This window comes from Nocardiopsis sp. NPDC006938, assembly GCF_042869555.1.
Classification (GTDB): Bacteria; Actinomycetota; Actinomycetes; order Streptosporangiales; family Streptosporangiaceae; genus Nocardiopsis.
In genome coordinates this window covers 1-22,947 of record NZ_JBIAGA010000005.1, presented here as the reverse complement: position 1 = coordinate 22,947, position 22,947 = coordinate 1, and the positions used below count along the sequence as shown (strand labels likewise).

Below are 22,947 nucleotides of genomic sequence, written 5' to 3'. Positions count from 1 at the left end.
CTTCTACTCAGCACGGACATAGATGTAGGCGGGACGGTCCAGTACCGGGGGAAGATCGAGATTCGCCTGGTCAGCGGGGTCGTCCGGGTCGAGGAGATCACCCTTGTGCGCCTTGATCGCCTCGTCCAGGAGCTGCTCCACAACCGACTGGTAGGCCTCCGGGTGCTTGGGGCCGCCCTGGCCGCTCGCGGACTTGCGAAGCGCCTCGATCGCCTCGGCACCGATGTCCGCGCGAGTGACGTCGTACCGGGTCTCCACGACTTCCAGCGGCACGCGATAGGGATGGGTCTCGTCATCCCAGACCGGCGCCTCGTCATAGTTAGGAAGCGCCGGTCAGTCGGGTGACCACGAGCTCGGAGACCGTTCGCGTCTGCGCTTCAGGACCGGGCATCCTCCCCAGCCCGAGGTGCCCGAGGTAGAGGAGGTCCCCCTCCTTGAGCGAAGAGATCACCGCATGGTGCCCCTTCTGTTCCGCGGTCTCCGGCTTCCAACCCCAGACCGATGCGTCAATACCGCGACGCAGATTCTTCGCGCCGTCCTTGCCGACGTAGACGTAGACCTCGGCGACGTCCTTCTTGCCCGCTTCTTCCGCCACAATCCTCCTCAGCGTGTTCCCCCGACCCCTGTGGGTGGGGCGTCGTGTCCTCCGGCCGACGGCAACCGACTCCCGGGAATTCCTATGCTACGGAAATCCAACGACATTCGGAGTGCTCCGTTGAATCGCCTGTTCACAGCCATCCCGGAGCGTGAATTGGCGGCCTACCACCGATTCTCCGCACCCCTGTGCGTTGACGAACCCGTTCTGGAAGAGGGGCGCGGGAGGCGGGTTTCCGAACACGTACGCCGTGCCTTCATGCACGTTCGCGCACTCGTCGAGATCCGCACCTGCTATCGGAGCTTCCTCTTCCCCGCCAACGACCTGATCGACATCCGGGTCGGGCCCGACCGTGACCAGGACCCTGCACGCGGACGTGATCCCCACCGGGTGGCCGGGTCCGGCGGTGAGCGGCGCTGGGGCGTTACGCGCGACGCCCTCGCACAGGTCGCGTACCCCGCGGGGCCGTAGGCGGAGAACACGGCTCCCCCGTCACCGTGCCCGGCGAGGGTGGGAACGGTGTGAACTCGCGCGGATTACCACAAACCCCAACGCGGATTCAACCCCCGAACCCCCTACAGCTTCGCGTGGTTTACCTCACTGTTCACCATTTCCCCGACCGTCGCTTCGGCACGAGGATGACCGACGTGATCGACCGCCCGACCAGCGGTAACGACCCCACCGACGCGGGACGTCCCCCAGCCACCGGACGACCGCGCCCAGCCCTTGGAGACGCCCTCGTCTCCCGGTGAGAATTCGGCACTGGTTGCCCCAACCCCCCGAGGAGTCCCATGGCACTGGGAATCATAGGCATCGTCACGTCCCTGCTCCTGCTCATCACCCTCGCCTACCGCGGCGTCCCCGTCATCCTCGCCGCCCCTCTCGCCTCGGCGGTCGCGGTGGTCTTCTCCGGGGCACCGATCCTGGCCTCCTACACCGAGATCTTCATGCCGGCGATGGCCGGTTTCGTCGGCAGCTGGTTCCCGGTGTTCCTGTTCGGTGCGATCTTCGGTGTCCTGATGACCGTCACCGGCTACGCGGAGAGCATCGCCCGCACCGTGACGAAGCTGGTGGGGTCCCGGAGCGCGATCGCGGCGACGATCGTCACCTCGGCCCTCATGACCTACGGGGGCGTCAGCCTCTTCGTCGTGGCCTTCGTGATGTACCCGCTGGCGCGCGAGCTCTTCCGGGTCGCCGACATCCCCCGACGCCTCATCCCCGCGACCATCGCGCTCGGCATCTTCACCTTCACGATGACCGCGCTGCCCGGCAGCCCGCAGTTGCAGAACATCATTCCGGGACAGTTCTTCGGCACCGGTTCGTTCGCCGGTGCCGGGACCGGGCTGCTGGGTGGTGCCCTCATCTTCGGTCTCGGCCTGCTGTGGCTCGAATACCGGCGCACCGCGCTGATCCGCAAGGGTGAGAGCTTCGACAGTCCCGAGAGCGCGCGTGCGGTCGGCGGTGCCTCCGACGTCGGCGCCGGACACCAGGTCACCACGCTCGAACCGCCGAACCGCCTCGTTCCGTTCCTGCCGCTGCTCACGGTGTTCGCGGTGAACTTCGCGTGCACCCTGATCATCTTTCCGGCACTCGACTGGTCCTACCTGGCGGACGAGAAGTTCGGCGGGATCACCATCGAGCAGCGCCTCGGGCTGTGGGCCGTGTTGCTCGGGATCATCGCGGCGATCCTCGTCCTGGTCGCCCTCAACGTCCGCCAGCTCGCCACGGTGTGGACCGGATGCGTCGACGGGGCCAAGCGGTCCATGCTGCCGATCTTCAGCACCGCCTCCGAGGTGGGTTACGGCGCGGTGGTCGCCTCGGTCGCCGCCTTCGCCGTCGTCCGCGACTCCGTCTTCGGTCTCGGTGTGAGCGCACTGTGGACCTCGGTCCTCTCCGTGTCCATCACCGCCGGGCTCACCGGTTCCTCCTCGGGCGGTATGACGATCGCGCTCAACGCCCTCGGCGACGACCTGCGGATCATGGCCGAGCAGGAGGGCGTCAGCATGGAGGCGATGCACCGGCTCACGGCCATGGCGGCGGGCGGTCTCGACACGCTGCCGCACTCCGGTGCCGTGGTCACCCTGCTCATCGTCTGCGGGCTCACCCACCGCCAGTCCTACAAGGACCTCGGTGTCGTGACCCTGGTCATCCCGGTCTTCGTGGTCATCGCGCTCGTGAGCTTGGTCTCCGTCGTCGGATCGTTCTGAGCGAAGAGGAGTGGAGCACGGAGAACCCGGTCTGGGCATCGCCTCGATCGGGTTCTCCGTGCGGGCGCAACCCGCGGTCACGGTGCGTCCGCACCCGGCGCACACGATGGCCGGAGCGGAGGTGCCGCCCCCGGGGGTCACCCTTGCGACCAACTCTGTTGGAGTTGTCGGATGAGGTCGGGGCGGCTGTAGGCGTCCAGGATGTCGGTCAGGCGGATGAGCAGGGCCTCCCGCTGCTGGTCGGTCACCCCTGACAGGAAGGCCGCCAGGATGGGGTCGGCGGGCGCGTCACCGTTCCCCTCGGCCACCGCCTCCTCCGCGGGCGTGTCCGCCTCGACGCTGCCGGTCCCGTCACGGCGGGCGCACTGGTCCACCAGCAGGTCCAGGGCCTCGCCCGCGCCCCTGATCTCGCTCCACCGGTCCTGGTTCTGCTCGAACCACCACATGCGCGCGGTCAGCGGGTCCGTGAAGACCTCGGTGACCAGTTCCCGGACGCGGTCCATGCGGGCCCTGTGCTCGGCGCGGGCGAGCTGGGCCCGCTGGCCGACGCGTTCGCGCTGGCGTTCCAACGCGACGTCCTCCTCGTGGACCTTCAGCACGGCGCGCACGGACGTCTCGCGTACCCCGGCCTCCGGGTAGCCGCCCGGCCCGTTCAGGGCGCGGAAGAGGGCGGCCTCGGCGAGTCCGTGGTCGCCCAGGGCGTAGGTGTCGGTGGTCCGGTGGGCGACCTCCAGCACCTCGCACTTCATGCTCTCCATGACGCGGTTGCGCGCGAGCTCGTCGGGCAGGGCCAGCCCGGCCTGGAGGGTGAAGGCGGCCTCGAACCGGAGCCCGTCGCTGGCACTGGGCAGCCGCGCCGTGAAGGTGAGCGTGTGCTGAACGGGTCTGGGTCCGGATTCGCGTGTGCTCCACTGCGGGGTCGGCAGCCCCTCGGTCAGTCGTGTCCACATGTCCGGATCACCTCTCGTCGTTCTGGGTCAGGGAGCGGCGCAGTTTGTCCACGGCGACGGACGCGCGCGTGTGGGAGACCGTCCATCTGCGCACGCACCGGGCGAGGTCCTCCGCGAACGCGGGTTCGGCCCGCGCCGCGCCGGACAGGCTCTCGACGGTCCTGCTGGATCTGGGGCCCTCGGCCAGGGCGTCCACCCAGGTCCAGAGGAGATGGCCCAGGTCGGTGTTGTCGGGGCCGGGCAGGTGGCGGTGGAGCGCCACCCACACCCGGGAGGCGGTGGTCGCCTCCAGGTGTCCGCGTTCGAGCGCTCGCGGCAGGTCCAACGCCGTCCCGCCGCCCAGGAGGCAGGTGAGGAACCTCGTGGCGGCGGCGCTGGCCCGTGGTCCGGCGGCCAGCCAGTCCGGCATCGCCTCCAACACCACGGGGAGGTTGCCGCGTTCGGCCGTGATCTCGACCAGGGCCCGGTCCAGGTTCTCCGTCCACCGCCCGGCGAGCCGGTCCGCGACGTGGCGGAGCCGGGTGAGGGCGGTGGTCGGTTGGAGCCTGCCGTAGACACGGCAGGCCTCCAGCACCATGACGTGGCGCGAGGTCGGCTGGTCGGTGGTGGCGATCCGGTAGAGGTGGGACCTGATCTCGGGACCGAGCTCGGCGGAGACCGCGGCCTCGGCCACCACGGGCACGGCGGCCCAGGTCAGACCGTCGCGCAGCCCCCAGTGGTACAGGAGGGACAGGACGGGGGAGGTGTCCCGGTGCCGCCTGGCCAGGTCCAGCCAGCGGTCGGCGACCCGAATCCGCCCGTGCCTGGGCAGGTGTGCGACGGCCTCGTCGGCCCAGCGCTGGTAGGAGGATCGGGCCTCGGGGTGCTCGCGCCACAGGTGGTCCAGGGCGTCCCTGGCGTGGTCGCCCCTGTCGAACCGGACGTGGTCCCCGTCCAGGTGGGCGCCGATCTCCTCCAGGAGTCCGCTGAACCCCTCTCCTGACACGGGGGTGGCGTGCCGGGGCGCCACACCCCAGCTGTCGGCGAGGGCGCGGGTCCGCTCGGCGATGACGGCGGCGGAGGCCCCTTCCAGAAGGGCGACGGTCTGGATGAGGGCCCGGGTGTACTCCGTCCGCTGTCCCTCTCCGTCGCTCCCCGGCTCCTGGCGCCACCCGGGCAACGGTTCTCCCGCCTCGGTGAAGGACTTGAGGGCCCGCTCCAGCCAGGCCTGGTGGTCCTCCTCTCCGGAGGGCCCGTACGGCGGACGCGTGTGGTCCACCTCGCGGACGAACCGGACCGCGCGGGCCGCTCCGCCCTCGGCGAGGAGCCCGCGCACCCGGTCGTCCGACGTCCACAGGGCGGTGTGGGGGTCCGCGCCGTGCAGTCGGCGCATCGCCGCCGCGAAGACGTCCTCGGGGTGGGGCTGAGCGGTCAGGCGCAGGCGGGCGCGGCGGGCGACGAGTTCGTTCTCCCAGACGCCCGGGCGGGCGACCACCACCAGACGGGCCCCGTTCGTGCGGACCTGTGTCATCAGGGTCCGCACGGCGGCACGCTGGGAGGCGTCGGGGGCGGGCAGGACCGTGAGGTCGAGAAGGCGCGGGCGATCGGAGTCGAGGGTGATCCCGGCCAGCCCCGCGTCGGGGGAGTCGGGGTCCACGACGATCTCGTCGACGCTGCTCTCCGACTCCTGCTGTGGGGTGAGGCCCCTCCGGAAGGCGTCGGGGTCGGGTCCGGCCAGGGCGCGGATGGCGGTGTGGGTGCGGCCGCTTCCCGGTTCGCCGGTGATCAGCCCCAGACCGTGGGCTTCGAGGTCGGTGACGAAGCGCTCGAACGCCTCCGGGTCGGCGGGCCGGAAGGTGAGCCGTACCTCGCGAATCCGGTCCGCTCCGAGTCCGGCCGCGTGGCGCAGCCTCCGGGTGGCGACCTCCCCGAGGAACTCCCGGTAGTCGGGGCGTTCGTGGAGGTTGACGTCACCGTTGAGGACGCCGACGTTGACCGCCTGCCCGTGGTTCTCGTCGACCCGGTTCTCGTGGGTACCGGGAGGGGGCGGGGGAACTCCGTCCCGCTCCCCCGCCCTTCCGGTACCGCCACGGGGGTCCGTGGCGGTGTCGTGGTGCCCAGGCGTCCCCGGCCGGTCGCCGTGCCACCCGCCCGCGGTGCGCGGCAGTTCCTCAGCGGTCACGGCGCAGCCCCCCGAGGTTGATGTCGCCGTGGTTGGAACCGAGCTGCACGGCCTGCCCGTGGTTGGTGTCGATCCGCTGCACGGTCCGGGGTCCGTTCGGCGCGGCGGGCGCCTCCTCGGGTCCGGGCTCGGCGGCGCCCCCGGTGCCCCTGTCGGGGGCGCCCCCGTCCCCGGACCGCTCCGCGCGCCGTTCACCGTTCTCACCCGGGTCGGTTCCCCAGGAGGGGGTGGGGACGTACAGGTAGCCCTCGGCCTGGAAGCTCTTGCCGCCCACGGTGGCGTTGACCTGGCGCCACCGCGAGGGGCGGATCGGGGTGAAGCCGCCGAGGACCACGTCCTCGTAGACGCGCCGGGAGATGATGACGGCGACCAGGGTGGTGTCCGGGTCCGTGCGCCGCAGTTCCTCGCGGACGGGCTCGGCGTCCAGCAGGCGGTGGGTGCTGATCATGGCCTCGCCCATGGCGTTGACGGGGCTGCCCTCGCCGAGGTCCGGCAGGGGGCCGACGTCGATGCTCACCCGCAGGCGCATGCGCAGGCCCCGGTCGAGGTGGGCCAGGTGGGGCTGGATCTCCTCCAGCTTCTCCTGGAGGTTGTCCAGGAAGGGGCTGACCAGGTAGGGCAGGTGTTCCGGTTCGGTACCGAACACGTAGCCGTCTCCCCCGTGGCGGGCGAACCGCCGGTCCCGCCACACGTGGGCGAGGTCGGAGCGGCTCAGGGCGTTCTCCAGCAGGTTCGGGATGAGCGCGCCGATCACCTGCTGGTCGCGCCCGCTGGTGCGGCTGAAGTTCTCCATGTCGACGGCCAGCACTCCCCGGTAGGGCGGCAGGGGCGAGCTCTTGCCGCGTTCGGGCAGGTCCAGTTCCATGCGGGTACTCCTTCGGCGCGCGTGCGCTGGGGGGCAGGGGGCGTGGGCGTGCGCGGCGTCGGCCGCACCGTCCGGAGACAGCATTCCTGGCAGGCGGAGGACGTTCCGTTCACTTCTGAACAGAACGGCGGATCAGTGGCGTACGGCACCCGGACCGCGGTCCTCACCGAACGCCAGGGCCTCCAGGCGGTCCAGGTCGACGACGGCCACGAACTGGCGTCCGGTGCGGATGAGCCCGAGCTCCCTGAGCTGGTTGTAGGCCTTGTACACGGAGGTCCGGGAGAGTCCGGTGAAACCGCCGACCTCTTCCTGGGGCAGGGGGATGCGCAGGATTCTGCCCGGGCCGGGGCGCTCGGGCCCATCGGTGAGGGCGGCCGGAGCCGGTTCGCCGAGCATCGCGGCCAGATGGACCAGGGCCGCGGGAAGGCGCCGTTCGGCGGGCAGCCGGGCGAGTTGGACGCGTACCTGGTCGCTCTCGTCCTGACGGTTGAGGACGCTCTGCCACAGCACGGACACGAGGTCGAGTTCCCTGAGCCTGGTCTGGAAGCGTTCGGCGGACAGGTAGGCCGTGCGGCTCTCGGCCAGGGCCGTCACCGTGGCGTTGCACGCGCGGCCGCCGCCCGCCAGAACGGACTCTCCGAGGATCTCTCCGCGCGTGCGGTAGGCGAGCGGGGCGGAGGTGCCGTCCGGGTACAGGGAGACCACCCGGACCCGGCCGCTGAGGACCAGGTGCACGCCCAGCCCGTGAGCCCCCTGGTTCAGCAGGGCCTCGCCGGCGCCGTACGAGCGGCGATGGGCCGTGGAAACGAGCTCACTCCACTGCTCGTCGGTGAGCAGGCTACCGAATCCGTGTCTGGGCATGGGGGACAGTCCTGTTCTTCGCTGTGACCGGCCCTCGGATTCTCGCGCCGGGCGCTCTCCGGTATCCGGGCTTGGCCGACTCCGGCCACAGCGGTGCCTCCCCCGCCGCCCGCTGGGAACGCGGGGCGGCGGGGGAGGCGGCGGGTCAGCCGCAGTCGCAGCAGGAGCAGTTGCTGCAGCAGTCGCACGCCTGGCAGCAGGTGCCGCAGGTGTCGGACACGCAGGCGCAGGCCTCGCACCAGGAGTCCCGGGGCTCGCCCGACCACGGGCCGGGGTGGGGGTCACGGCAGCAGAACTGGCAGGTGCAGCACATGAAGAGCGCCGCGGCGCACCCGGCCAGGAGGCCCCGGCCGCGCTGTGGCTCCCGGAACCCGGGGGTGTCGCAGGAGCAGGCGCCGCAACAGCCGCCCTTGCCGGGGCGCTTCGAGCCCTCTCCGCCGTGACCGGAGTGCCCTCCGTGACCGTGGTGATCGCCGTTCCCACCGTCACCGGGGTAGTCGACGTGGTCGCCGCGACCGGGATGGCCGCTGTGTCCCCCGTGCCCCGGGTGCGGACCGTGGCCCGGGTTGCCGGGGTACCCGCCGTGGCCCGGGTGTCCCGGGTGGCCGCCGTGTCCCGGGTGGCCGACATGACCAGGGTGCGGCTGGTGACCGGGGTACGGACCGTTTCCCGGGTGGCCGCCGGGACCCGGGTGGCCGCCGTGGGCGAAGGTGCGGGTGACGGCGCGGCGCAGTTCCTGGACGAGGAGGACGCGGACCAGGCGGTCGTCGGCGAACTCGGCCTCGCCGAGGGCGAGGTCCACACCGAGGACGGCGTCGTCGCAGAGCTCCCGTGCCCGGCCCACCGGGGTGCCGGTGACGGTGAGCGGGTTCCAGGAGCCGTTGGCCAGGTCCTCCTCCCGGTCCTCGACCGCGTCCAGCAGGTGCGCGACACGGCCGAACAGACGCCCCGCCTCCCGGAGCGGGGCGGCGTTCCCGGGAAGCCCGGCCAGGACGGCGGTGTGCGCGAAGGCCTCGCCCGTCGCCTCCTCGGTCGGCCGGGTCACGGTCAGTACGTCGGTGCCCTCCCCCGCCGCGCGTTCGGCCGCGCGCTGGCGGTCCACCACCGCGGTCAGGGCGCCACCTTCGAAACCCAGCCCGCTCCCGGCCTCACGGGCCCCGTTCCGCCAGCGCGCGGCCACACGTCCGGCGACGGCGCGTACCCCGGGTCGGGCGTAGGCGCCGTCGCCGTCCTCGATGTGGTCGCTGATCTTGGCCGAGGCCAGCATCAGAGAGACCGCGGCGGCCAGGTGCGCGCCTGATCCGTCCGCCACCGTCGCCCCGCGCATACCGCGCAGGAGACAGCGCCCGGCCGGGCGTGTGCCCGCCTGGTCGGCGGACTGGGCGGCGGTCAGGACCGACACGACCAGGCCGTCGTAGTTGGTGGCGACCCTGGAGGCCTGGCCGTGGTCGTCGCGAAGGGCCAGGCACAGCCCGCACATGTGGGACATCCACTCCCGTGCCAGGTCCTCGGACAGGGTGTGCCGACAGGGCCGCAGGATTCCGAACACGAACCGCTACCTCTTCTCCCGGTACGCCGAGCGCGCACCGACGCGGGATGTGACTCCCGGAGAAGGCATCCGGTTCTGGTGGGTTCGCTCTGGTTCGTGACTGGTCAGCGAGCCAGGGGGGACGCGCAGCACTTCTTGGACTTGCGGCCGGACCCGCAGGCGCAGGGTTCGTTGCGTCCGGGCGGCGGCGGGGTGGCGCGCCGACCGGGTCCCGTGGGGGCTCCGGAGGCCTCCGGTCGGGGCGGGGCGGCCCGGAGGTCGCCGTGGGCCTCCAGCGGGGGCAGGTAGGCGTCGGTGGAGCGGGTCGCGAGGTCGTGGGCGTCCGGGGCCATACCGAGTTCCTCGCGCATGCGCGCGCGGCCGATCAGCGGCATCAGGCCCAGGCGGTTGAGCTCGGCGACGGTCTCCGGCGGCTGGGCGAGCATGCCCCGGCAGACCACGTTGTAGCAGTGCAGGGCCCTCTCGTAGTCTCCCCGTGCGGCGAGGTCCTCGGCGAGGAGCACGGCCACGCCCCGTTCCAGTCCGGGGCCGAGGAGCTCACCGAGGAGGTTGTCCGCCTCCTCGGCCCGGCCCTGCGCCCGCAGCATCGCGGCGATCTGGTGGGTGGCGAACTGGCGGTGTCCGGCTCCGGGGGCGTGCGCCCGCAGCGCCTCGGCGAGCGTGCGCGCGGCGGGGAGGTCGCGCTCGCGCAGGACGTCGACCGCTTCGAGGAGGATCTCTCCGGCCTCCTCGGGGAAGGCGGTCAGGTCCCGACGGTGCCGCTGGGGCAGGTCGAGGTCGCGGACCGCGTCCCAGAGCGGTTGCGGGAGTGCGGCGGGGGCCGGGGCTGTGTCGGTCATCCTTCCAGGTTAGGCGTGTCCGATGGGTGCCGCCCGTCACACGGCACGCAGGCCGCGCGCGGTTCAGTCCGTGGGGGCAAGGAGGCCGAGGACGCCGCTGCCGGTCGCGGAGCCGACCTCGAGACCCGCGACGAGGGCGAGGGCGACCAGGGCCAGGGCGAGCAGGACCAGCGGCCAGCGTCGCCTCGGGGCGGGTACCTCGTCGAGGGGTTCGGTGTCGATCCAGGACTGGTCCAGCCGGGCGATCTCCCTACGCAGATCCTGCACCTCGGTGTGGTAGCGGTCGCGTTCGTCGCGGACGCGCTGGAGTTCGGCGCGTTCGGCGCGGACGGCGGCGCGGGCGTCCACGATGTCGACCCGGGCGCCCTCGGGGCCGCGTTTGGCGTGCCACCGTTCCAGCCGGGAGAGGGGGAGGTCCACGTACTGGGTGGGCCAGTTGTCCTCGGGGGCGTCGACGTCCTCGTCGGGTTCCGGTTCGGTCTCGACCGCGTAGTCGTCGGTGCCGTGGTCGCCGACCGTCCGGACGCCGAGGGGCGGCGCCTCCTCCGGGGCCCGGGTCTCGGAGGGAACGGTGAGCGGGGCGCGCGGCGGGGGCGGGGTGGCGGAGTCGGACCGGGGCGCGGGGGCCGGGGGTTCGGGCGAGTGTGCGGGGGCCGGGGGTTCGGAGGTCGGGGAGGGGTGGATCTCGGGTGCGGCGGTGTCGGTGGCCGGTTCCGAGGTCGGGGACGCCGCGGCGCCCGGGGGCGCCTCGTCCCAGAAACCCGGTCCCGGGAGCAGCGGGGGCCGTGCCGGACCGTCCCCGGCCGACCAGGCCGTGTCGGGCGATCCGAGAGCGGCGGGAGGGTCCGTGGCCCGCTCCCGGATGGCGCGTTCGCGCTCTGGTCCGGGTGGGGACGGGCGCCGCGCCACGCCCAGGAAGGTGCGGCCGCGCGGGGCTCCGGAGCCTCCGGAGCGACCGGCCCAGGTCTCCTGGTCAGCGGTGTCCTGGGAGTCGTCCTCGGCGAAGGGGTCGGGGGCTTCGGCGAGCACGGTCTCGGGTTCCGGTGCGGGGGCGGCGGCCTCGGCGTCGGTGAGCACGTCGGAGCGGGACGGGGCCCCGTCCGTGCGTGCGGGTTCGATGGCGCCGGGAGCGGGCTCGGGTGCGGGCGCGTCCCCGTGCGGGGGCTCCGTCACGGACGGCGTCTGGAGGTCCGGCTCGGGCTCCGGGGCCGTCACGGCCTCGGAGTCGGGGGCCTCCTCCGGGTCACCCGTCCCCGACGGGGTTCGGGAGACCGGGTCGAGCCAGTCGCGCAGCAGTGCGCGGCGTTCGCCGAAGGTGGCGGCCTCCGGCACACCCCGCTCGCCGAGGTGGTCGGCGAGTGCCTCGCCGCCCTCCTCCCTCAGGAGCGCGACCAGCCCCTCGGCGACCCTGAGGTACTCGCGCGGCAGGGGTGAGAGGAAGGGGGTCCCTTCGGTCGGGGCGGCGGAGGGCGGCGCGAAGGCCAGGTGGGGACCGCCCTCGCCCCCCAGGGCGGGGTCGTAGGTGGAGAACGACCAGTTCCACCCGGCGGCGGGCAGGGCCGCGCGCGGAGTGAGGACCTCGTGGAGGGTCCGGTGCACCCCCCACAGGAAGCGCAGTTGGACGGCCTGCCACAGGTCGGCGCGGTCGGGGTCCAGCGCCAGGTGGAGGGGTCGGTCGGGGTGGGCGAGCGCCCGGGCCACCGCCCCGACGAGCAGGGGTTCGCCGCCGATCAGGGTCTCGGCGGCGCGGCGGTCGCGAGTGCGCGGGGCCCCGGGAGCGGCGGTGCGCTCCCAGGGCTCGGGGGCGGGCAGGGTGCGCATGGTGGCCCAACCCGGTGCCGGGGGCCGACTGGCGGCGGGCCGGGTGTGCGGGTTCTCGTGCAGGGCGAGGACACGGGGCAGGTCGAGCCCTCGGGTGGGCCCGACGATCGCCCAGGCGTGGGCCTCGCGGACCCCGCCCGGCCACCGGTAGACCAGTGCGCTCTGGCCGTCGGGGTAGTGGTGGGCCCAGAGGGTCTCGGGCAGGGCCGCCGGATCGGTGTCGGGCAGGGCCGCGCGGTAGTCCGCGGTGAGGGCGGGGATCAGCCGGTCACGCCAGGAGCGCAACACGGGTTGGTCCTGGTCGGGGAGGGAGGTGGCCGCCGGTCCGGGTCCGACGCGGCCGAGCAGGGTGGGTTCGGCCCAGGCGAAGTGGATCTGGTGGTAGGCACCGGGGTCCGCTTCCAACGCCGTCGTGCTCTCGGGCAAGTGGCCCCTCCCCCTGATTGGCGGATGCTCGGTGCGCGTGGCCGGTGCCGCACGCCTTCCTAGGGAAGGTATCCGCCGCAAGCGTCAAGAAACCGCGAAAGCGGAGCTATACGCCCATCCGAGTACTTTGTCGGCTTTCCGTTCAGTGTGTGGCGGTGAGCCGCGCGTGCTGCTCCGGGGTCAGGATCAGGTCGGTGGCCTCCAGCGCCTCGTCCAACTGGGCGGTGCTGCTCACCCCGACCAACGGGACGACGACCGGGTCGTGTCCCATCAGCCACGAGAGCACCACCTGGTTGCGGGTCGCCCCCGCCTCCACGGCCACCTCGTCCAGGACGGCCAGGCGGGCGAAGGTGCCCGGGTGGTCGTAGGCGTACTCCAGGGGCCGGTCCGGGCGGGTGTAGGCACCGCTGAGCAGTGAGGTGTAGGCCACCACGACGTGTTCGCGCCCCTGGGCCGCCTCGGCGCGGACGTAGTCGAACAGTTCGGGGGTGGCGTGCATGTGGCCCGTGGACTCCAGGGGCGCGTCCAGACGGGGCTGGAGGTAGCTGTAGCGGTACTGGAGCACACGGGGACGCGGCCCGCCCCGGGCCTCGGCGGCGGCCCGGGCCCGCTCCAGGCGCCACGTGCGGTGGTTGCTCAGGCCGAGCTCCCGTACCGTTCCCTCGTCCACGAGTCGGGCGAAGGCCTCCATGGTCTCCTCGACGGGGGTCGCGGGGTCCTCCCGGTGGGCGTACAGCAGGTCCAGGGAGTCCACGCCCAGGCGTTGGCGGCTGCGCTCGGCGGCCGTCGCCACGGCCTGGGCCGAGAGGCCCTCCTGGGTCTCCAGACCGGTTCCGGGAACGGTCGGCTGGGCGCCGACCTTCGTGGCGATGACGACCTCGTCGGTCACGCCGCGTTCGCGTCGCCAACGGCCGAGGAAGGTCTCACTCTCGTGTCCGTGTCCTCCCTCGACCCAGAACTGGTAACAGTCGGCGGTGTCGACGAAGGTGCCGCCGGCGTCGACGAAGCGGTCGAGGAGGGCGGCGGAGGTGGCGGCGTCGGTGGTGCTGCCGAACTGCATCGCCCCCAGGCACAGGGCGCTGACGGTGCGGCCGTTGATCGTGGTGTGTCGCATCAGGAGCCCTCTCCGTTCACGGAGGCCGCCTCGGGCACCTGCTCGGCGAGCACCTCCACGTAGTAGTCGATCTTGTGCTGGATGGTGTCCTGGCGTTGGCGCAGTTCGGCGATGCGGGCGTCGAGGTGCCGCTGGTGGGCCACCAGCACGTCGAGGCGCTCGGGGATGGTGTGGTCGCCGTCGCGGACCAGCTCGGCGAAGCCGCGCAATCGGGAGATGGGCATGTCGGTGTCGCGCAGGCACCGGACGAGGTGCAGGAGTTCGACGTCGTCGGCGCGGTAGCGGCGGTGGCCGCTGGGGGCGCGCTCCACTCTCCGGAGCAGGCCCTCCTTCTCGTAGTAGCGCAGGGTGTCGAGGGTGAGACCGAAGCGCTCGGCGATCTCGCCGGGGGTGTGGTAGTCCTTCATGACCGCAAGCATGCGACCTGGAGCGCGCTCCAGGTCAAGTCCCAGCGGCATGGCGCCCTCGCGGGGAGGGCGAGGGGACGTGTCCACGGCGGGTGGGGCGCCGTCGGCCGGGTGGCTCCGGTTCCCTCAGGTTCGGCTGCCCCGAAGGGCGCCGACGACGGCGTCGGTGAGGTGGTCGATGATCTCGGTCTCACTCACCTCGGGGTGTTCGAGCCACCACTCCCCCGCCGCCTGGACCATGCCCACCACGGCGTGGGCGGCGATCTGGGCCCGCAGACGGCCGCTGATCCGTCCCTCCGTGATGAGCAGGTCCGCGAGCTCCTCGCCGAGGCGGCGCACCATGAGCCCGAGGTCGCTGCGGGTGCGCACGTCCTCCGAGGTGGCCCGGTCCATGAGGAAGCGGTAGAGGTTGAGGTTCTGCGAGATCATCGACAGGTACGCGCCCACCGTGGCGCGGGCCCGCACGTCGAAGTCGGTGTGCTGGTGCAGCTCGGAGCGGATCGTCTCGATGAGCGGGTCGACGTGGCGCTGGGCCAGCGCCCGGTAGAGCCCGCCCTTGTCGCCGAAGTGCCGGTACAGGATCGGTTTGCTGATCCCGGCCTCGGTGGCGATGGCGAGCATCGAGGCGTCGGGGCCGTCGCGCTGGATCACCCGGTCGGCGGCGTCGAGGATGGCCCGCCGTCGTTCGGGGTCGCGACCGCGACCCCGACCGCCGCGACCGCGCCGGGGCGCCGTGGCGTGGGGGTCGTCGTCGGGCGCGGTCTGCTGAGCGTTTTCGAGGGCCACAAGGGTTCACCGTACTGGAGGGGACGCCCCGGCGGTCCGAGGCGAGGGCGCTCACCCTCGGGTTCGGATCGCGATCCAGGTCGCGCGGGCCACCGCCAGTGGACGGCCGTCCCCGTCGTGGAGGGCGCTGAGGGTGTGAACCTTGCGGCCGTCGACGGACTCCAGGTGGCCCATGACGACCGCGGTGGAGCCGACCGCGGGCGCGGCCAGCACCCGCGCCGTGATGCGACCGAGAACGATGGGGCGGCCGACGACGTCGCTGGACCAGCCGCCGGGGCAGTCCAGGGCGGCCCAGACCTGGGCGAGGGCGGCCGTCCCGTCACCGCCGTCCGTCTCCGGGCGCACGTGCCAGGGGCAGGCGACGGTGTTGCCGACCCCGTCAGGGCCCCCGCCCGGGCGCACCGATCCGGCGAACAGGCGCAGGCCGTCGCCCTCGGCGCGTTCGGGCCCGCAGGAGTAGCAGCGGGGGAAGGGGTGTTCGACCAGCCCGGCGTACCGCTGACGCGCCTCCCGGGCCTCGTCGGCGCCGACCGGACCGCCGGGGATCAGATCGGGGTCCAGGGGGTCGGCGACGACGGCCTCGGCCACCGGTCGGGCACGGTCGGCCGAGGCGGGGTCGGTCGAGGCGGGGTCGACCAGGAGCAGACCCCCGCCCGGGGCGTCCTCGACCAGGAGCGGGCGGTCCAGCGGCGGTGGCGAGCGCAGGGTGACCTGGACGGTGGGGCCGCCCGGTCCGGTGAGTCGCGCGGCGAGCAGTCCCGCACTGTAGCCGCCGTTGCCGGAGCCGTCGGGGCCGTTGTAGGCCGCCGGAACGGTGAGGGTGGGGGCGCCGTTGCCTGGTGTCATGGGTCACAGGGTAACGGGGGCGTGCGGGGGCGGCGGCGGTCGTCCTCCGCTGGACGGCGGGAGGGGCGGGGCACGGAGCCGGTCGCGGGACCGCTTTCCCCAGGCGTGCCCGACGACGCTGGCCGCCAAGGAAAGGAAGGGGAGTTCGCGCGGGCGGAGGTGGAAATGCGCGATAGCGGCGCTCCCTGCTTCCACATTCTTCTCTCTTCTTTCTCCCTTTTCGCCCGCCACACGAGCTGACTGGAACCACTCCGGGAAAAGGTCCGCGCTCCGTTTCGAGGTGCGCTCCGTCCTCTCATGGGATGACGCGACCAGGGACCATCCCATCGTCCCCATCGCCCGTCGAACCCGGTGATGATCACCGGACGAGCGGACGCCGGGCCGACCGTTTTCCTCCCCGAAGTTCTCTTTCTGCGCATTTTTCTCCCCCCATTCGCGTCAGGTGGATAACAGCACAAGCCGGACTATTGCCTCAGACCCACCCTCTGCCCAGAATCCGTTCTACTTCGATCCTGGATTCGTCCCCCGAGCGGCAGAGGAACACTGCGTGAGAATCACCGGGAAGATCACCAAGGCAACGGCCGTGGCGGCCGCGGGAGCGCTCGTGCTCTCCGCGTGCTCCACGTCGGACGGCGGCGACAGCGGCGCCTCCGCGGACTCCACGACCATCACCCTGGCGTGGGACCAGGAGTACGACAGCTTCAACAACACCACCGCCGGAGCCAACTCCAGCAAGAACGCCATCATCAACCACCAGCTGACCAGCGGCTTCTGGTACTACGGTGAGGGCGGAGCGGTGACGCCGAACACCGAGTTCGGGACCTACGAGCTGGTCTCCGACGACCCGCAGATCGTCGAGTACTCGATCCACCCCGACGCCGTGTGGTCCGACGGGGAGGACATCGACTGCGCCGACGCGCTGCTGTGGTGGGCCCAGCAGAGCGGCCGCTTCGCGTTCTCCTCCAACGGTACGGCGGGCACCGAGGACACCCTCCTGCCCGACTGCGAGATCGGGGACAAGGACTTCGCCCTCGAGTACGAGGTCCCCTTCTCCGACTGGAACAGCAACGGACCGGGCAACGGCAACAACACCCTCATGCCCGCGCACGTGGTCGCCGACCAGGGCGGACTCACCGTCGAGGAACTCGTGGCGGCCATCCGCGACGAGGACCACGACGCCCTCGCCGAGTCCGTCGAGTTCTTCAACGAGGGCTGGACCGTCAGCGGAGCCCTGCCGGACCCCGCCCTCACCCCCTCCTCCGGCCCCTACCAGCTCGCCGGATACGAGGCCGGGCAGTCCCTGACCCTGGAGCCGAACGAGAGCTGGTGGGGTGAGGCCCCGGCCACCACCAACATCGTCGTGCGCTGGATCGCCTCCGACGAGCAGACCCAGGCCCTGGAGAACCGCGAGATCAACATCATGCGGCCCCAGCCCACGGTCGACCTGATCAACCAGATCGAGGCCCTGGCGGGCGTGGAGTACCAGGTGTACGACGAGTACATCTACGAGCACCTCGACTTCAACTTCGACTCCAGCCCCTTCGAGGACTACGACCTGCGCGAGGCCTTCGCCGAGTGTGTCCCCCGCCAGCTCATCGTGGACAACCTGATCAAGCCGGTCCAACCGGACGCCGAGACGATGGACGTCCGCAACATCGCGCCCTTCGACCCGGGCTACGCGGAGGCCGTGGCCGCCAGTGGCGGCGACCAGTGGGCCGAGGTGGACCTCGACCGCTCCCGCGAACTCCTGGAGGAGCTCGACATGGTCGGCCAGGAGGTGCGCCTCGGCTTCATCGGCGGCAACCCCCGCCGCCAGCAGACCGCCGAGCTGATCAAGGACTCCTGCGACCAGGCCGGGTTCGACGTACAGATCAACGGCGAGGACACGTTCTTCGACACCGACGGCGGGCTGTCGCAGAACACCTACGACGTGGCCATGTACGCGTGGTCCGGGTCGGCCCAGGTGAGCAGCTGGAACTCCACCTTCCGCTCCCCTGAGGAGTGCACCGGCGAGGCCAAGGGCAACAACAACGGCTGCTACTCCAACGACGAACTGGACGGGCTGCTGTCCGACGTCCTCCAGGAGGCCGACTCCGACGCCCAACTGGAGATCATCAACGAGATCGAGACGATCCTCTGGGACGACCTGGTGACGATCCCGCTGTTCAGCCACCCCGGCACCGCCGCGTGGAGCGACAACGTGGAGAACGTCGTCCCCAACCCCGCCCAGACCGACATCGTCTGGAACGTGTGGGACTGGTCGGTCCGCTAGGGCGTGTTTTGTGGATCATTCCGCGCTCGCGTGGCCAGGCTGCCTCTCGCTGCGCCGATGAAGCTCGGACAGCCAAACCCGGGCGGGCCCCCGCTGTGCGACACTGCGGAGCTTGCGGAGCAGAGCACAGTAGGGGCAGCTTCGCTCATCGTCTTGCGAGAGATGGCCTGGCGGCCGCTCGCGGAGCTGGCGGCTCCGCCGCCAGAAGGCGAAAGCACCCACAAAACACGCCCTAACCCGCCCCCGCCCACAGCGCGTGAGGCCGCGCCGTCCGGTCCCCTCCCGGACGGCGCGGCCCCGACCAGGGCCCCGCGAGGCCGCTGCGGTCGGGCGCGCGTGAACGTCCCACTGCCCCCAGGAGTCAGCACACGTGCTCGTCTTCATCGCGCGAAGGCTCGTCGTCTCGGTCTTCGTGCTCTTCGCCGCGACCTTCGTGATGTTCGTCCTCGCGACCAACACCGGGGACCCGCTCGCCGACCTCAGGGAACTCCCGGAGAACGCCCGCGAGGCCGCCATGGCGGAGCGGACCGAGCGGATGCGCCTCGACCTGCCCGTCCACTCCCGTTACCTCCTCTGGCTCGGCGCGGTCGCCACGGGCGACTTCGGTGTCAACCGCCAGGGCCAGGACGTCAACGTCCTGCTCTCGGACGCCGTGTCCGCCACCATGCAGCTGGTGGTGGCCGCCACCCTCCTCGCGATCATCATCGGCATCGCCATCGGCATCGTGTCCGCGCTGCGTCAGTACAGCGGCTTCGACCACTCGGTGACCTTCGGCGCGTTCGTCGCCTTCTCCCTGCCGATCTTCTGGGTCGGGGTGCTGCTCAAGCAGTACGGAGCCATCGAGTTCAACAACTGGTTGGAGCAACCGGTCATCCCCGCCCCGCTCATCGCGGCGGTGGCGCTCGCCGCCGGTCTGGCCTGGAGCTCCCTGGTCGTCGGCGACCGCAGGACCCGGGTGATCGCGTTCGCCGGAGCCGCCGCCGCCACGGCGGGGGTGCTCACGTTCGTCTCGGTCACCCGGTGGTTCACCGACCCCGGTCTGGGTCCGGTGGTGGTGGCGATCAGCGCGTTCGGCGCCGCCGTGGGCTTCAGCGTGCTCATCTCCGGTCCGCGACCGAACCGTCCCATGTACGCCGCGCTGGCCTCGGCCGGGACCGGCACGGTCCTGTACTTCGCCCTGTCACCGGTCCTGGCCGACCCCGGCCTGGTGGTCATCGTCGGCCTGGCGGCGGCCACCGTGGTCGTGTGCGTGGTCCTCGGCCACGTGATCGGCGGAGTGCTGTACCGGCGCGAAGCCGTCGCGACGGCCCTGTGGACGGGTCTGTTCACCGGCGGAGTCATCTTCGTCGACCGCATGCTCCGCTCCTTCGCCTCCTACAGCGCCTCCATGCAGGGCCGCCCCATCTCGACGGTGGGGGCCAGCACCCCCAACTACCAGGGCACGTTCTGGGAACTGTCGCTGGACTCGGCGGGTCACCTGGCCCTGCCCACCCTGGCGCTGATCCTGGTCTCCCTGGCCACCTACACCCGGTACAGCCGCGCCAGCATGTTGGAGGTGATGAACCAGGACTACGTGCGCACGGCCCGCGCCAAGGGCCTTCCCGAACGCACGGTCATGACCCGGCACGCCTTCCGCAACGGCCTCATCCCCGTCACCACCCTGGCCGCCTACGACTTCGGGACCGTGATCGGCGGGGCCGTGGTCACGGAGACGGTCTTCGGCTGGCGCGCGATGGGCCACCTGCTGCTCACCGGGCTCAACGAGGCCGACCCCGCACCCGTCATGGCGTTCTTCGTGGTGGCGGGCGGCGCGATCGTGCTGTTCAACATGGTCGCCGACATCACCTACGCCTACCTCGACCCCCGGATTCGGCTGTCGTGACGGAGGGAGACACTCGATGACGACGCACCACGGCACACCGCCGCCCGACCCCGAGGGCGGACCGGCGGAGCCCGGGGTACCGGCCTCCGACGCGGCCCAGGGCCTGGACATCGCGGCCCGTACCCAGTGGCAGCTGATCCGCTCCCGCTTCTTCCGGCACCGCGCGGCGCTCCTCGGCATGGTGCTGCTGGCCGGGGTGGTCCTGCTGTCCTTCAGTTCGATCGGCTTCGGTCCCGTACCCGGCTGGTGGGACAAGTCGCCCTCGGCGACGGGTCCGCTCAACGACGGCGGCGCGCCCACGCTCGGCCTCGTCCCGGGGTTCCTCGGCGGCTCGGGCGTGACCCTGGGGGAACACCCCTTCGGTCAGGACAACGTCGGCAAGGACTACTTCGCGCTGACCATGCGCGGCACCCAGGTGTCCCTCACCATCGCCTTCCTCGTCGGGGTCGTGGCCACCGTCGTGGGCACGGTCATCGGCGCCTGCGCGGGCTACTTCCGCGGCTGGACCGAGACGGTGCTGATGCGGGTCACCGACGTCCTCATCGCGATCCCGCTCCTGGCCATCGCGGCGGCCGCCGCCAAGATCGCCGGTCAGGCGGGCATCCTCTACCTGGGCGTCGTCCTGGGGCTGGTGACCTGGACCCAGACCGCCCGTCTGGTGCGCGGCTCGGTGCTGTCCCTGCGCGAGAAGGAGTTCGTGGAGGCGGCGCGCTCGGTGGGCACGTCCTCGGCGCGGATCATCTTCAAGCACGTCCTGCCGAACACGGTGGGCGTGATCATCGTCAGCGTGACGCTCGCGATCGCGGCCGCGGTACTGCTGGAGTCCGCCCTCTCGTTCCTGGGTATGGGCGTGCAGCCGCCGGACACCTCTCTGGGCCGCCTCATCACCGACTACCGGAGCGCGATGGGCACCCGCCCCTGGCTGTTCTACTGGCCCGGCCTCTTCATCATCCTGATCGCGCTGTCGGTGAACTTCATCGGCGACGGCCTGCGCGACGCCTTCGACCCACGACAGAACAGGGTGCGTGACTGATGACCCGGACACCCCCCGTCCCACCTCCGCCGGGGATACCGCCGGGCCGGGCCGCGAGCCCCCCGGCCGGTGACGCCTCCGGTGGGGCGCACACCGCCCGCACCCTCGCCGAGGCCCAGGCGCCCACCGAGCGCGAGGTGCTGCGGGTCGAGAACCTGTCCGTGGAGTTCCCCACCGACGACGGCGTGGTCCGCGCCGTGCGCGACGTCTCCTACACCCTGCGCGAGCGCGAGGTCCTGTCCATCGTCGGTGAGTCGGGATCGGGCAAGTCGGTCTCCTCCATGGCGCTGCTGGGCCTGCTTCCGCGCGGGGCGCGCGTCTCCGGTCGGGTGCTGTACCGGGGACGCGACCTGCTGTCCGTTCGGCAGAAGGAGCTGCGCTCCCTGCGGGGCCGCCGCATCTCGATGGTCTTCCAGGACCCCATGACCGCGCTCAACCCGGTGCACACGGTCGGGGACCAGCTGGCCGAGGCGGTGCGGGCGCACGACCTGGTACCGCCGAGGAAGGCGCTCGAACGGGCGCGGGAGATGCTCGACCTGGTGGGCATCCCGCAGGCGGCCCGGCGTCTGCGCAGCTACCCGCACGAGTTCTCCGGGGGCATGCGCCAGCGGGTGATGATCGCCATGGCGATCATCAACGGCCCCGACGTCATCATCGCCGACGAGCCGACCACGGCGCTGGACGTGACCGTGCAGGCGCAGATCCTGGAGAAGCTGCTGGAGGTCAAGGACGCCGTCAACGCGGCGATCCTGCTCATCACGCACGACCTGGGCGTGGTGGCGGGCCTGGCCCACCGGGTCCTGGTGATGTACGCGGGCCGTCCGGTGGAGATCGGCGACACCGACGAGGTGTTCTACCGGACCCGGATGCCGTACACGGCCGGGCTGCTCGGCTCGACGCCGTCGATGACCTCCGAGCGCGGCGAGCGCCTGCGCCCCATCCTCGGGACCCCGCCGTCGCTGATCCACCTGCCGCCGGGGTGCCCGTTCTCGCCGCGCTGCCCGCTGGCCGACGACGCCTGCCGCGCGAGCGAGCCCGACCTGGCCCCGGTGGAGGGATCGGGCGGCGCCCACCTCGCGGCCTGCCACCACGGCGACCGGCTCGTCGGAGTGGCGGACCCGACCACCTTCTTCCGCAACGGGGGGACGACGCGATGACGACCGCTTCACAGGAACGGTCCGCGCCGCCGGACCGGACCCCCCTGCTCGAGGTCCGCGACCTGGAGGTGCGTTTCCCCGTGTACGGGAACGGCCTCCTGCGCCGGGTGGTCGGACAGGTGCACGCCGTGAACGGGGTGAGCCTGAGGCTGGCCGAGCGCGAGACCCTCGGCGTGGTCGGGGAGTCCGGGTGCGGCAAGTCGACCACGGGGCGGGCCATCCTCCAACTGGTGGCGCCCACCGCCGGGTCGGTCCGGTTCCGCGGCGAGGAGCTCACCACGATGTCCTCGTCGGGGATGCAGCGGGTCCGGCGCGAGGTCGGCATGGTCTTCCAGGACCCCTACGCCTCGCTCAACCCCCGGCTGCCGGTGAACGACATCATCGCCGAGCCGCTCAAGGTCCACCGGCGGTGGCGGGAGGGCGGGCCGGGGCGGGTCGCCGAGCTGCTGCGCATGGTCGGGCTGAGTCCGGAGCACGGCAACCGCTACCCGCACGAGTTCTCCGGCGGTCAGCGCCAGAGGGTGGGTATCGCCCGGGCCCTGGCTCTGGAGCCCCGGCTGCTCGTACTGGACGAGCCCGTCTCGGCACTGGACGTGTCGGTGCAGGCGGGTGTGGTGAACCTGCTGGCGGAACTCCAGGAGCGGCTGGGGTTGTCGTACGTGTTCATCGCCCACGACCTGTCGGTGGTGCGGCACATCTCGGACCGGGTGGCGGTGATGTACCTGGGCGGGGTGGTGGAGACCGGCACCCGCGAGGACGTCTACGACCGGCCGTCGCACCCGTACACGGTCGCCCTGCTGTCGGCGGCCCCTTGGGCGGACCCGCGCACCGAGCGGACCCGGGAGCGGATCGTCCTGACGGGGGACGTGCCCAGCCCGGTGGACCCTCCCAGCGGCTGCCGGTTCCGTACCCGCTGTTGGAAGGCGCGCCAGGTGTGCGCGGAGGAGGCGCCGGAGCTGGTGGACCGGGGGGCGGGGCACCCGGTCGCCTGTCACTTCCCCGAGTAGTCCCGGCGGGGCGGGCGTCCGCGGGGTGCCCGGGCGGCGGGGGTCCGACGCAGGGCCCCCGCCGCGACGCACCGCCCGTGCGTCAGCGGACGGGGAGGCCGGTGACGGTGCGGCCGATGATGAGTCTCTGGATCTCGCTGGCGCCCTCGAAGATGGTGAAGATGGAGGC

At 72.0% G+C, this 22,947-nt stretch carries 20 protein-coding genes; 7 read left to right on the top strand and 13 right to left on the bottom strand.

Features of this window, described 5'->3' with window-relative positions:
* Positions 1-3 precede the first annotated feature (3 nt).
* Both ACFYL4_RS09605 and ACFYL4_RS09600 read right to left on the bottom strand, forming a co-directional pair.
* On the bottom strand, positions 4-273 hold the full coding sequence (locus ACFYL4_RS09605; protein ID WP_387517857.1) for a hypothetical protein: 270 nt from the start codon (positions 271-273) through the stop codon (positions 4-6).
* 46 nt (positions 274-319) lie between these two features.
* Positions 320-595, bottom strand: coding sequence for a hypothetical protein (locus ACFYL4_RS09600; protein WP_387517855.1), 276 nt, complete (start codon positions 593-595; stop codon positions 320-322).
* A 258-nt stretch (positions 596-853) separates the two neighbouring features.
* Here ACFYL4_RS09600 and ACFYL4_RS09595 point away from each other — a divergent pair, with 258 nt between their 5' ends.
* Both ACFYL4_RS09595 and ACFYL4_RS09590 read left to right on the top strand, forming a co-directional pair.
* Positions 854-1,066: a hypothetical protein gene (locus ACFYL4_RS09595; RefSeq protein WP_387517853.1), complete on the top strand. Its 213-nt coding sequence runs from the start codon at positions 854-856 to the stop codon at positions 1,064-1,066.
* A 320-nt stretch (positions 1,067-1,386) separates the two neighbouring features.
* Positions 1,387-2,802 (top strand): GntP family permease, encoded by a 1,416-nt coding sequence (locus tag ACFYL4_RS09590; protein WP_387517851.1) that lies wholly within the window; start codon positions 1,387-1,389, stop codon positions 2,800-2,802.
* A 137-nt stretch (positions 2,803-2,939) separates the two neighbouring features.
* On the opposite strand, the gene ACFYL4_RS09585 is transcribed toward ACFYL4_RS09590, so the two are convergent.
* The 11 genes from ACFYL4_RS09585 to ACFYL4_RS09535 form a co-directional block, all read right to left on the bottom strand.
* Positions 2,940-3,752 (bottom strand): hypothetical protein, encoded by an 813-nt coding sequence (locus ACFYL4_RS09585; protein ID WP_387517849.1) that lies wholly within the window; start codon positions 3,750-3,752, stop codon positions 2,940-2,942.
* Between the two features lie 7 nt (positions 3,753-3,759).
* Complete coding sequence (locus ACFYL4_RS09580) at positions 3,760-5,913, bottom strand: hypothetical protein (RefSeq protein ID WP_387517847.1); 2,154 nt, start codon at positions 5,911-5,913, stop codon at positions 3,760-3,762.
* Positions 5,903-6,778 carry a hypothetical protein gene (locus ACFYL4_RS09575; protein WP_357763414.1) on the bottom strand — a complete coding sequence of 292 codons (876 nt, stop codon included), beginning with the start codon at positions 6,776-6,778 and terminating at the stop codon, positions 5,903-5,905. The genes ACFYL4_RS09580 and ACFYL4_RS09575 overlap by 11 nt, the downstream gene beginning before the upstream one ends.
* Positions 6,779-6,910: 132 nt before the next feature.
* Complete coding sequence (locus ACFYL4_RS09570; protein ID WP_387517845.1) at positions 6,911-7,639, bottom strand: Crp/Fnr family transcriptional regulator; 729 nt, start codon at positions 7,637-7,639, stop codon at positions 6,911-6,913.
* Between the two features lie 145 nt (positions 7,640-7,784).
* A complete protein-coding gene (locus ACFYL4_RS09565; RefSeq protein ID WP_387517843.1) occupies positions 7,785-9,188 on the bottom strand; it encodes a DUF5685 family protein in 1,404 nt (467 codons plus the stop codon).
* 104 nt (positions 9,189-9,292) lie between these two features.
* Positions 9,293-10,027 (bottom strand): SEC-C metal-binding domain-containing protein, encoded by a 735-nt coding sequence (locus tag ACFYL4_RS09560; RefSeq protein WP_387517841.1) that lies wholly within the window; start codon positions 10,025-10,027, stop codon positions 9,293-9,295.
* Between the two features lie 63 nt (positions 10,028-10,090).
* Complete coding sequence (locus ACFYL4_RS09555) at positions 10,091-12,274, bottom strand: hypothetical protein (protein WP_387517839.1); 2,184 nt, start codon at positions 12,272-12,274, stop codon at positions 10,091-10,093.
* Between the two features lie 142 nt (positions 12,275-12,416).
* The gene (locus ACFYL4_RS09550; protein WP_387517837.1) at positions 12,417-13,388 is read right to left on the bottom strand and encodes an aldo/keto reductase; all 972 of its coding nucleotides are present in this window, start codon (positions 13,386-13,388) and stop codon (positions 12,417-12,419) included.
* Complete coding sequence (locus ACFYL4_RS09545) at positions 13,388-13,795, bottom strand: MerR family transcriptional regulator (protein ID WP_357763432.1); 408 nt, start codon at positions 13,793-13,795, stop codon at positions 13,388-13,390. Before ACFYL4_RS09545 ends, ACFYL4_RS09550 begins: the two co-directional genes overlap by 1 nt.
* Before the next feature lie 126 nt (positions 13,796-13,921).
* Entirely contained in the window at positions 13,922-14,581 is a 660-nt protein-coding gene (locus ACFYL4_RS09540; protein ID WP_387517835.1) for a TetR/AcrR family transcriptional regulator, read from the bottom strand.
* 51 nt (positions 14,582-14,632) lie between these two features.
* Positions 14,633-15,427: a hypothetical protein gene (locus ACFYL4_RS09535; protein ID WP_387517833.1), complete on the bottom strand. Its 795-nt coding sequence runs from the start codon at positions 15,425-15,427 to the stop codon at positions 14,633-14,635.
* A gap of 547 nt (positions 15,428-15,974) precedes the next feature.
* Between ACFYL4_RS09535 and ACFYL4_RS09530 the strand changes: the two genes are divergently transcribed.
* The 5 genes from ACFYL4_RS09530 to ACFYL4_RS09510 all read left to right on the top strand — a co-directional run bounded on the left by ACFYL4_RS09530 (position 15,975) and on the right by ACFYL4_RS09510 (position 22,778).
* Positions 15,975-17,699, top strand: coding sequence for an ABC transporter family substrate-binding protein (locus ACFYL4_RS09530; RefSeq protein WP_387517831.1), 1,725 nt, complete (start codon positions 15,975-15,977; stop codon positions 17,697-17,699).
* A 370-nt stretch (positions 17,700-18,069) separates the two neighbouring features.
* Complete coding sequence (locus tag ACFYL4_RS09525) at positions 18,070-19,581, top strand: ABC transporter permease (RefSeq protein ID WP_387517829.1); 1,512 nt, start codon at positions 18,070-18,072, stop codon at positions 19,579-19,581.
* 16 nt (positions 19,582-19,597) lie between these two features.
* Positions 19,598-20,614: an ABC transporter permease gene (locus ACFYL4_RS09520; RefSeq protein WP_387517827.1), complete on the top strand. Its 1,017-nt coding sequence runs from the start codon at positions 19,598-19,600 to the stop codon at positions 20,612-20,614.
* Positions 20,614-21,771: an ABC transporter ATP-binding protein gene (locus tag ACFYL4_RS09515; protein ID WP_387517825.1), complete on the top strand. Its 1,158-nt coding sequence runs from the start codon at positions 20,614-20,616 to the stop codon at positions 21,769-21,771. The genes ACFYL4_RS09520 and ACFYL4_RS09515 overlap by 1 nt, the downstream gene beginning before the upstream one ends.
* Entirely contained in the window at positions 21,768-22,778 is a 1,011-nt protein-coding gene (locus ACFYL4_RS09510; protein ID WP_387517823.1) for an ABC transporter ATP-binding protein, read from the top strand. Before ACFYL4_RS09515 ends, ACFYL4_RS09510 begins: the two co-directional genes overlap by 4 nt.
* The last annotated feature ends 169 nt before the right edge of the window (positions 22,779-22,947 follow it).

Bases quoted from the DNA above. Each gene is read 5' to 3' on its own strand.
- ACFYL4_RS09595 (WP_387517853.1), top strand. From the start codon at position 854: ATGCACGTTCGCGCACTCGTCGAGATCCGCACCTGCTATCGGAGCTTC.
- ACFYL4_RS09590 (WP_387517851.1), top strand. From the start codon at position 1,387: ATGGCACTGGGAATCATAGGCATCGTCACGTCCCTGCTCCTGCTCATC.
- ACFYL4_RS09585 (WP_387517849.1), bottom strand. From the start codon at position 3,752: ATGTGGACACGACTGACCGAGGGGCTGCCGACCCCGCAGTGGAGCACA.
- ACFYL4_RS09575 (WP_357763414.1), bottom strand. From the start codon at position 6,778: ATGGAACTGGACCTGCCCGAACGCGGCAAGAGCTCGCCCCTGCCGCCC.
- ACFYL4_RS09570 (WP_387517845.1), bottom strand. From the start codon at position 7,639: ATGCCCAGACACGGATTCGGTAGCCTGCTCACCGACGAGCAGTGGAGT.
- ACFYL4_RS09560 (WP_387517841.1), bottom strand. From the start codon at position 10,027: ATGACCGACACAGCCCCGGCCCCCGCCGCACTCCCGCAACCGCTCTGG.
- ACFYL4_RS09550 (WP_387517837.1), bottom strand. From the start codon at position 13,388: ATGCGACACACCACGATCAACGGCCGCACCGTCAGCGCCCTGTGCCTG.
- ACFYL4_RS09545 (WP_357763432.1), bottom strand. From the start codon at position 13,795: ATGAAGGACTACCACACCCCCGGCGAGATCGCCGAGCGCTTCGGTCTC.
- ACFYL4_RS09535 (WP_387517833.1), bottom strand. From the start codon at position 15,427: ATGACACCAGGCAACGGCGCCCCCACCCTCACCGTTCCGGCGGCCTAC.
- ACFYL4_RS09520 (WP_387517827.1), top strand. From the start codon at position 19,598: ATGACGACGCACCACGGCACACCGCCGCCCGACCCCGAGGGCGGACCG.
- ACFYL4_RS09515 (WP_387517825.1), top strand. From the start codon at position 20,614: ATGACCCGGACACCCCCCGTCCCACCTCCGCCGGGGATACCGCCGGGC.
- ACFYL4_RS09510 (WP_387517823.1), top strand. From the start codon at position 21,768: ATGACGACCGCTTCACAGGAACGGTCCGCGCCGCCGGACCGGACCCCC.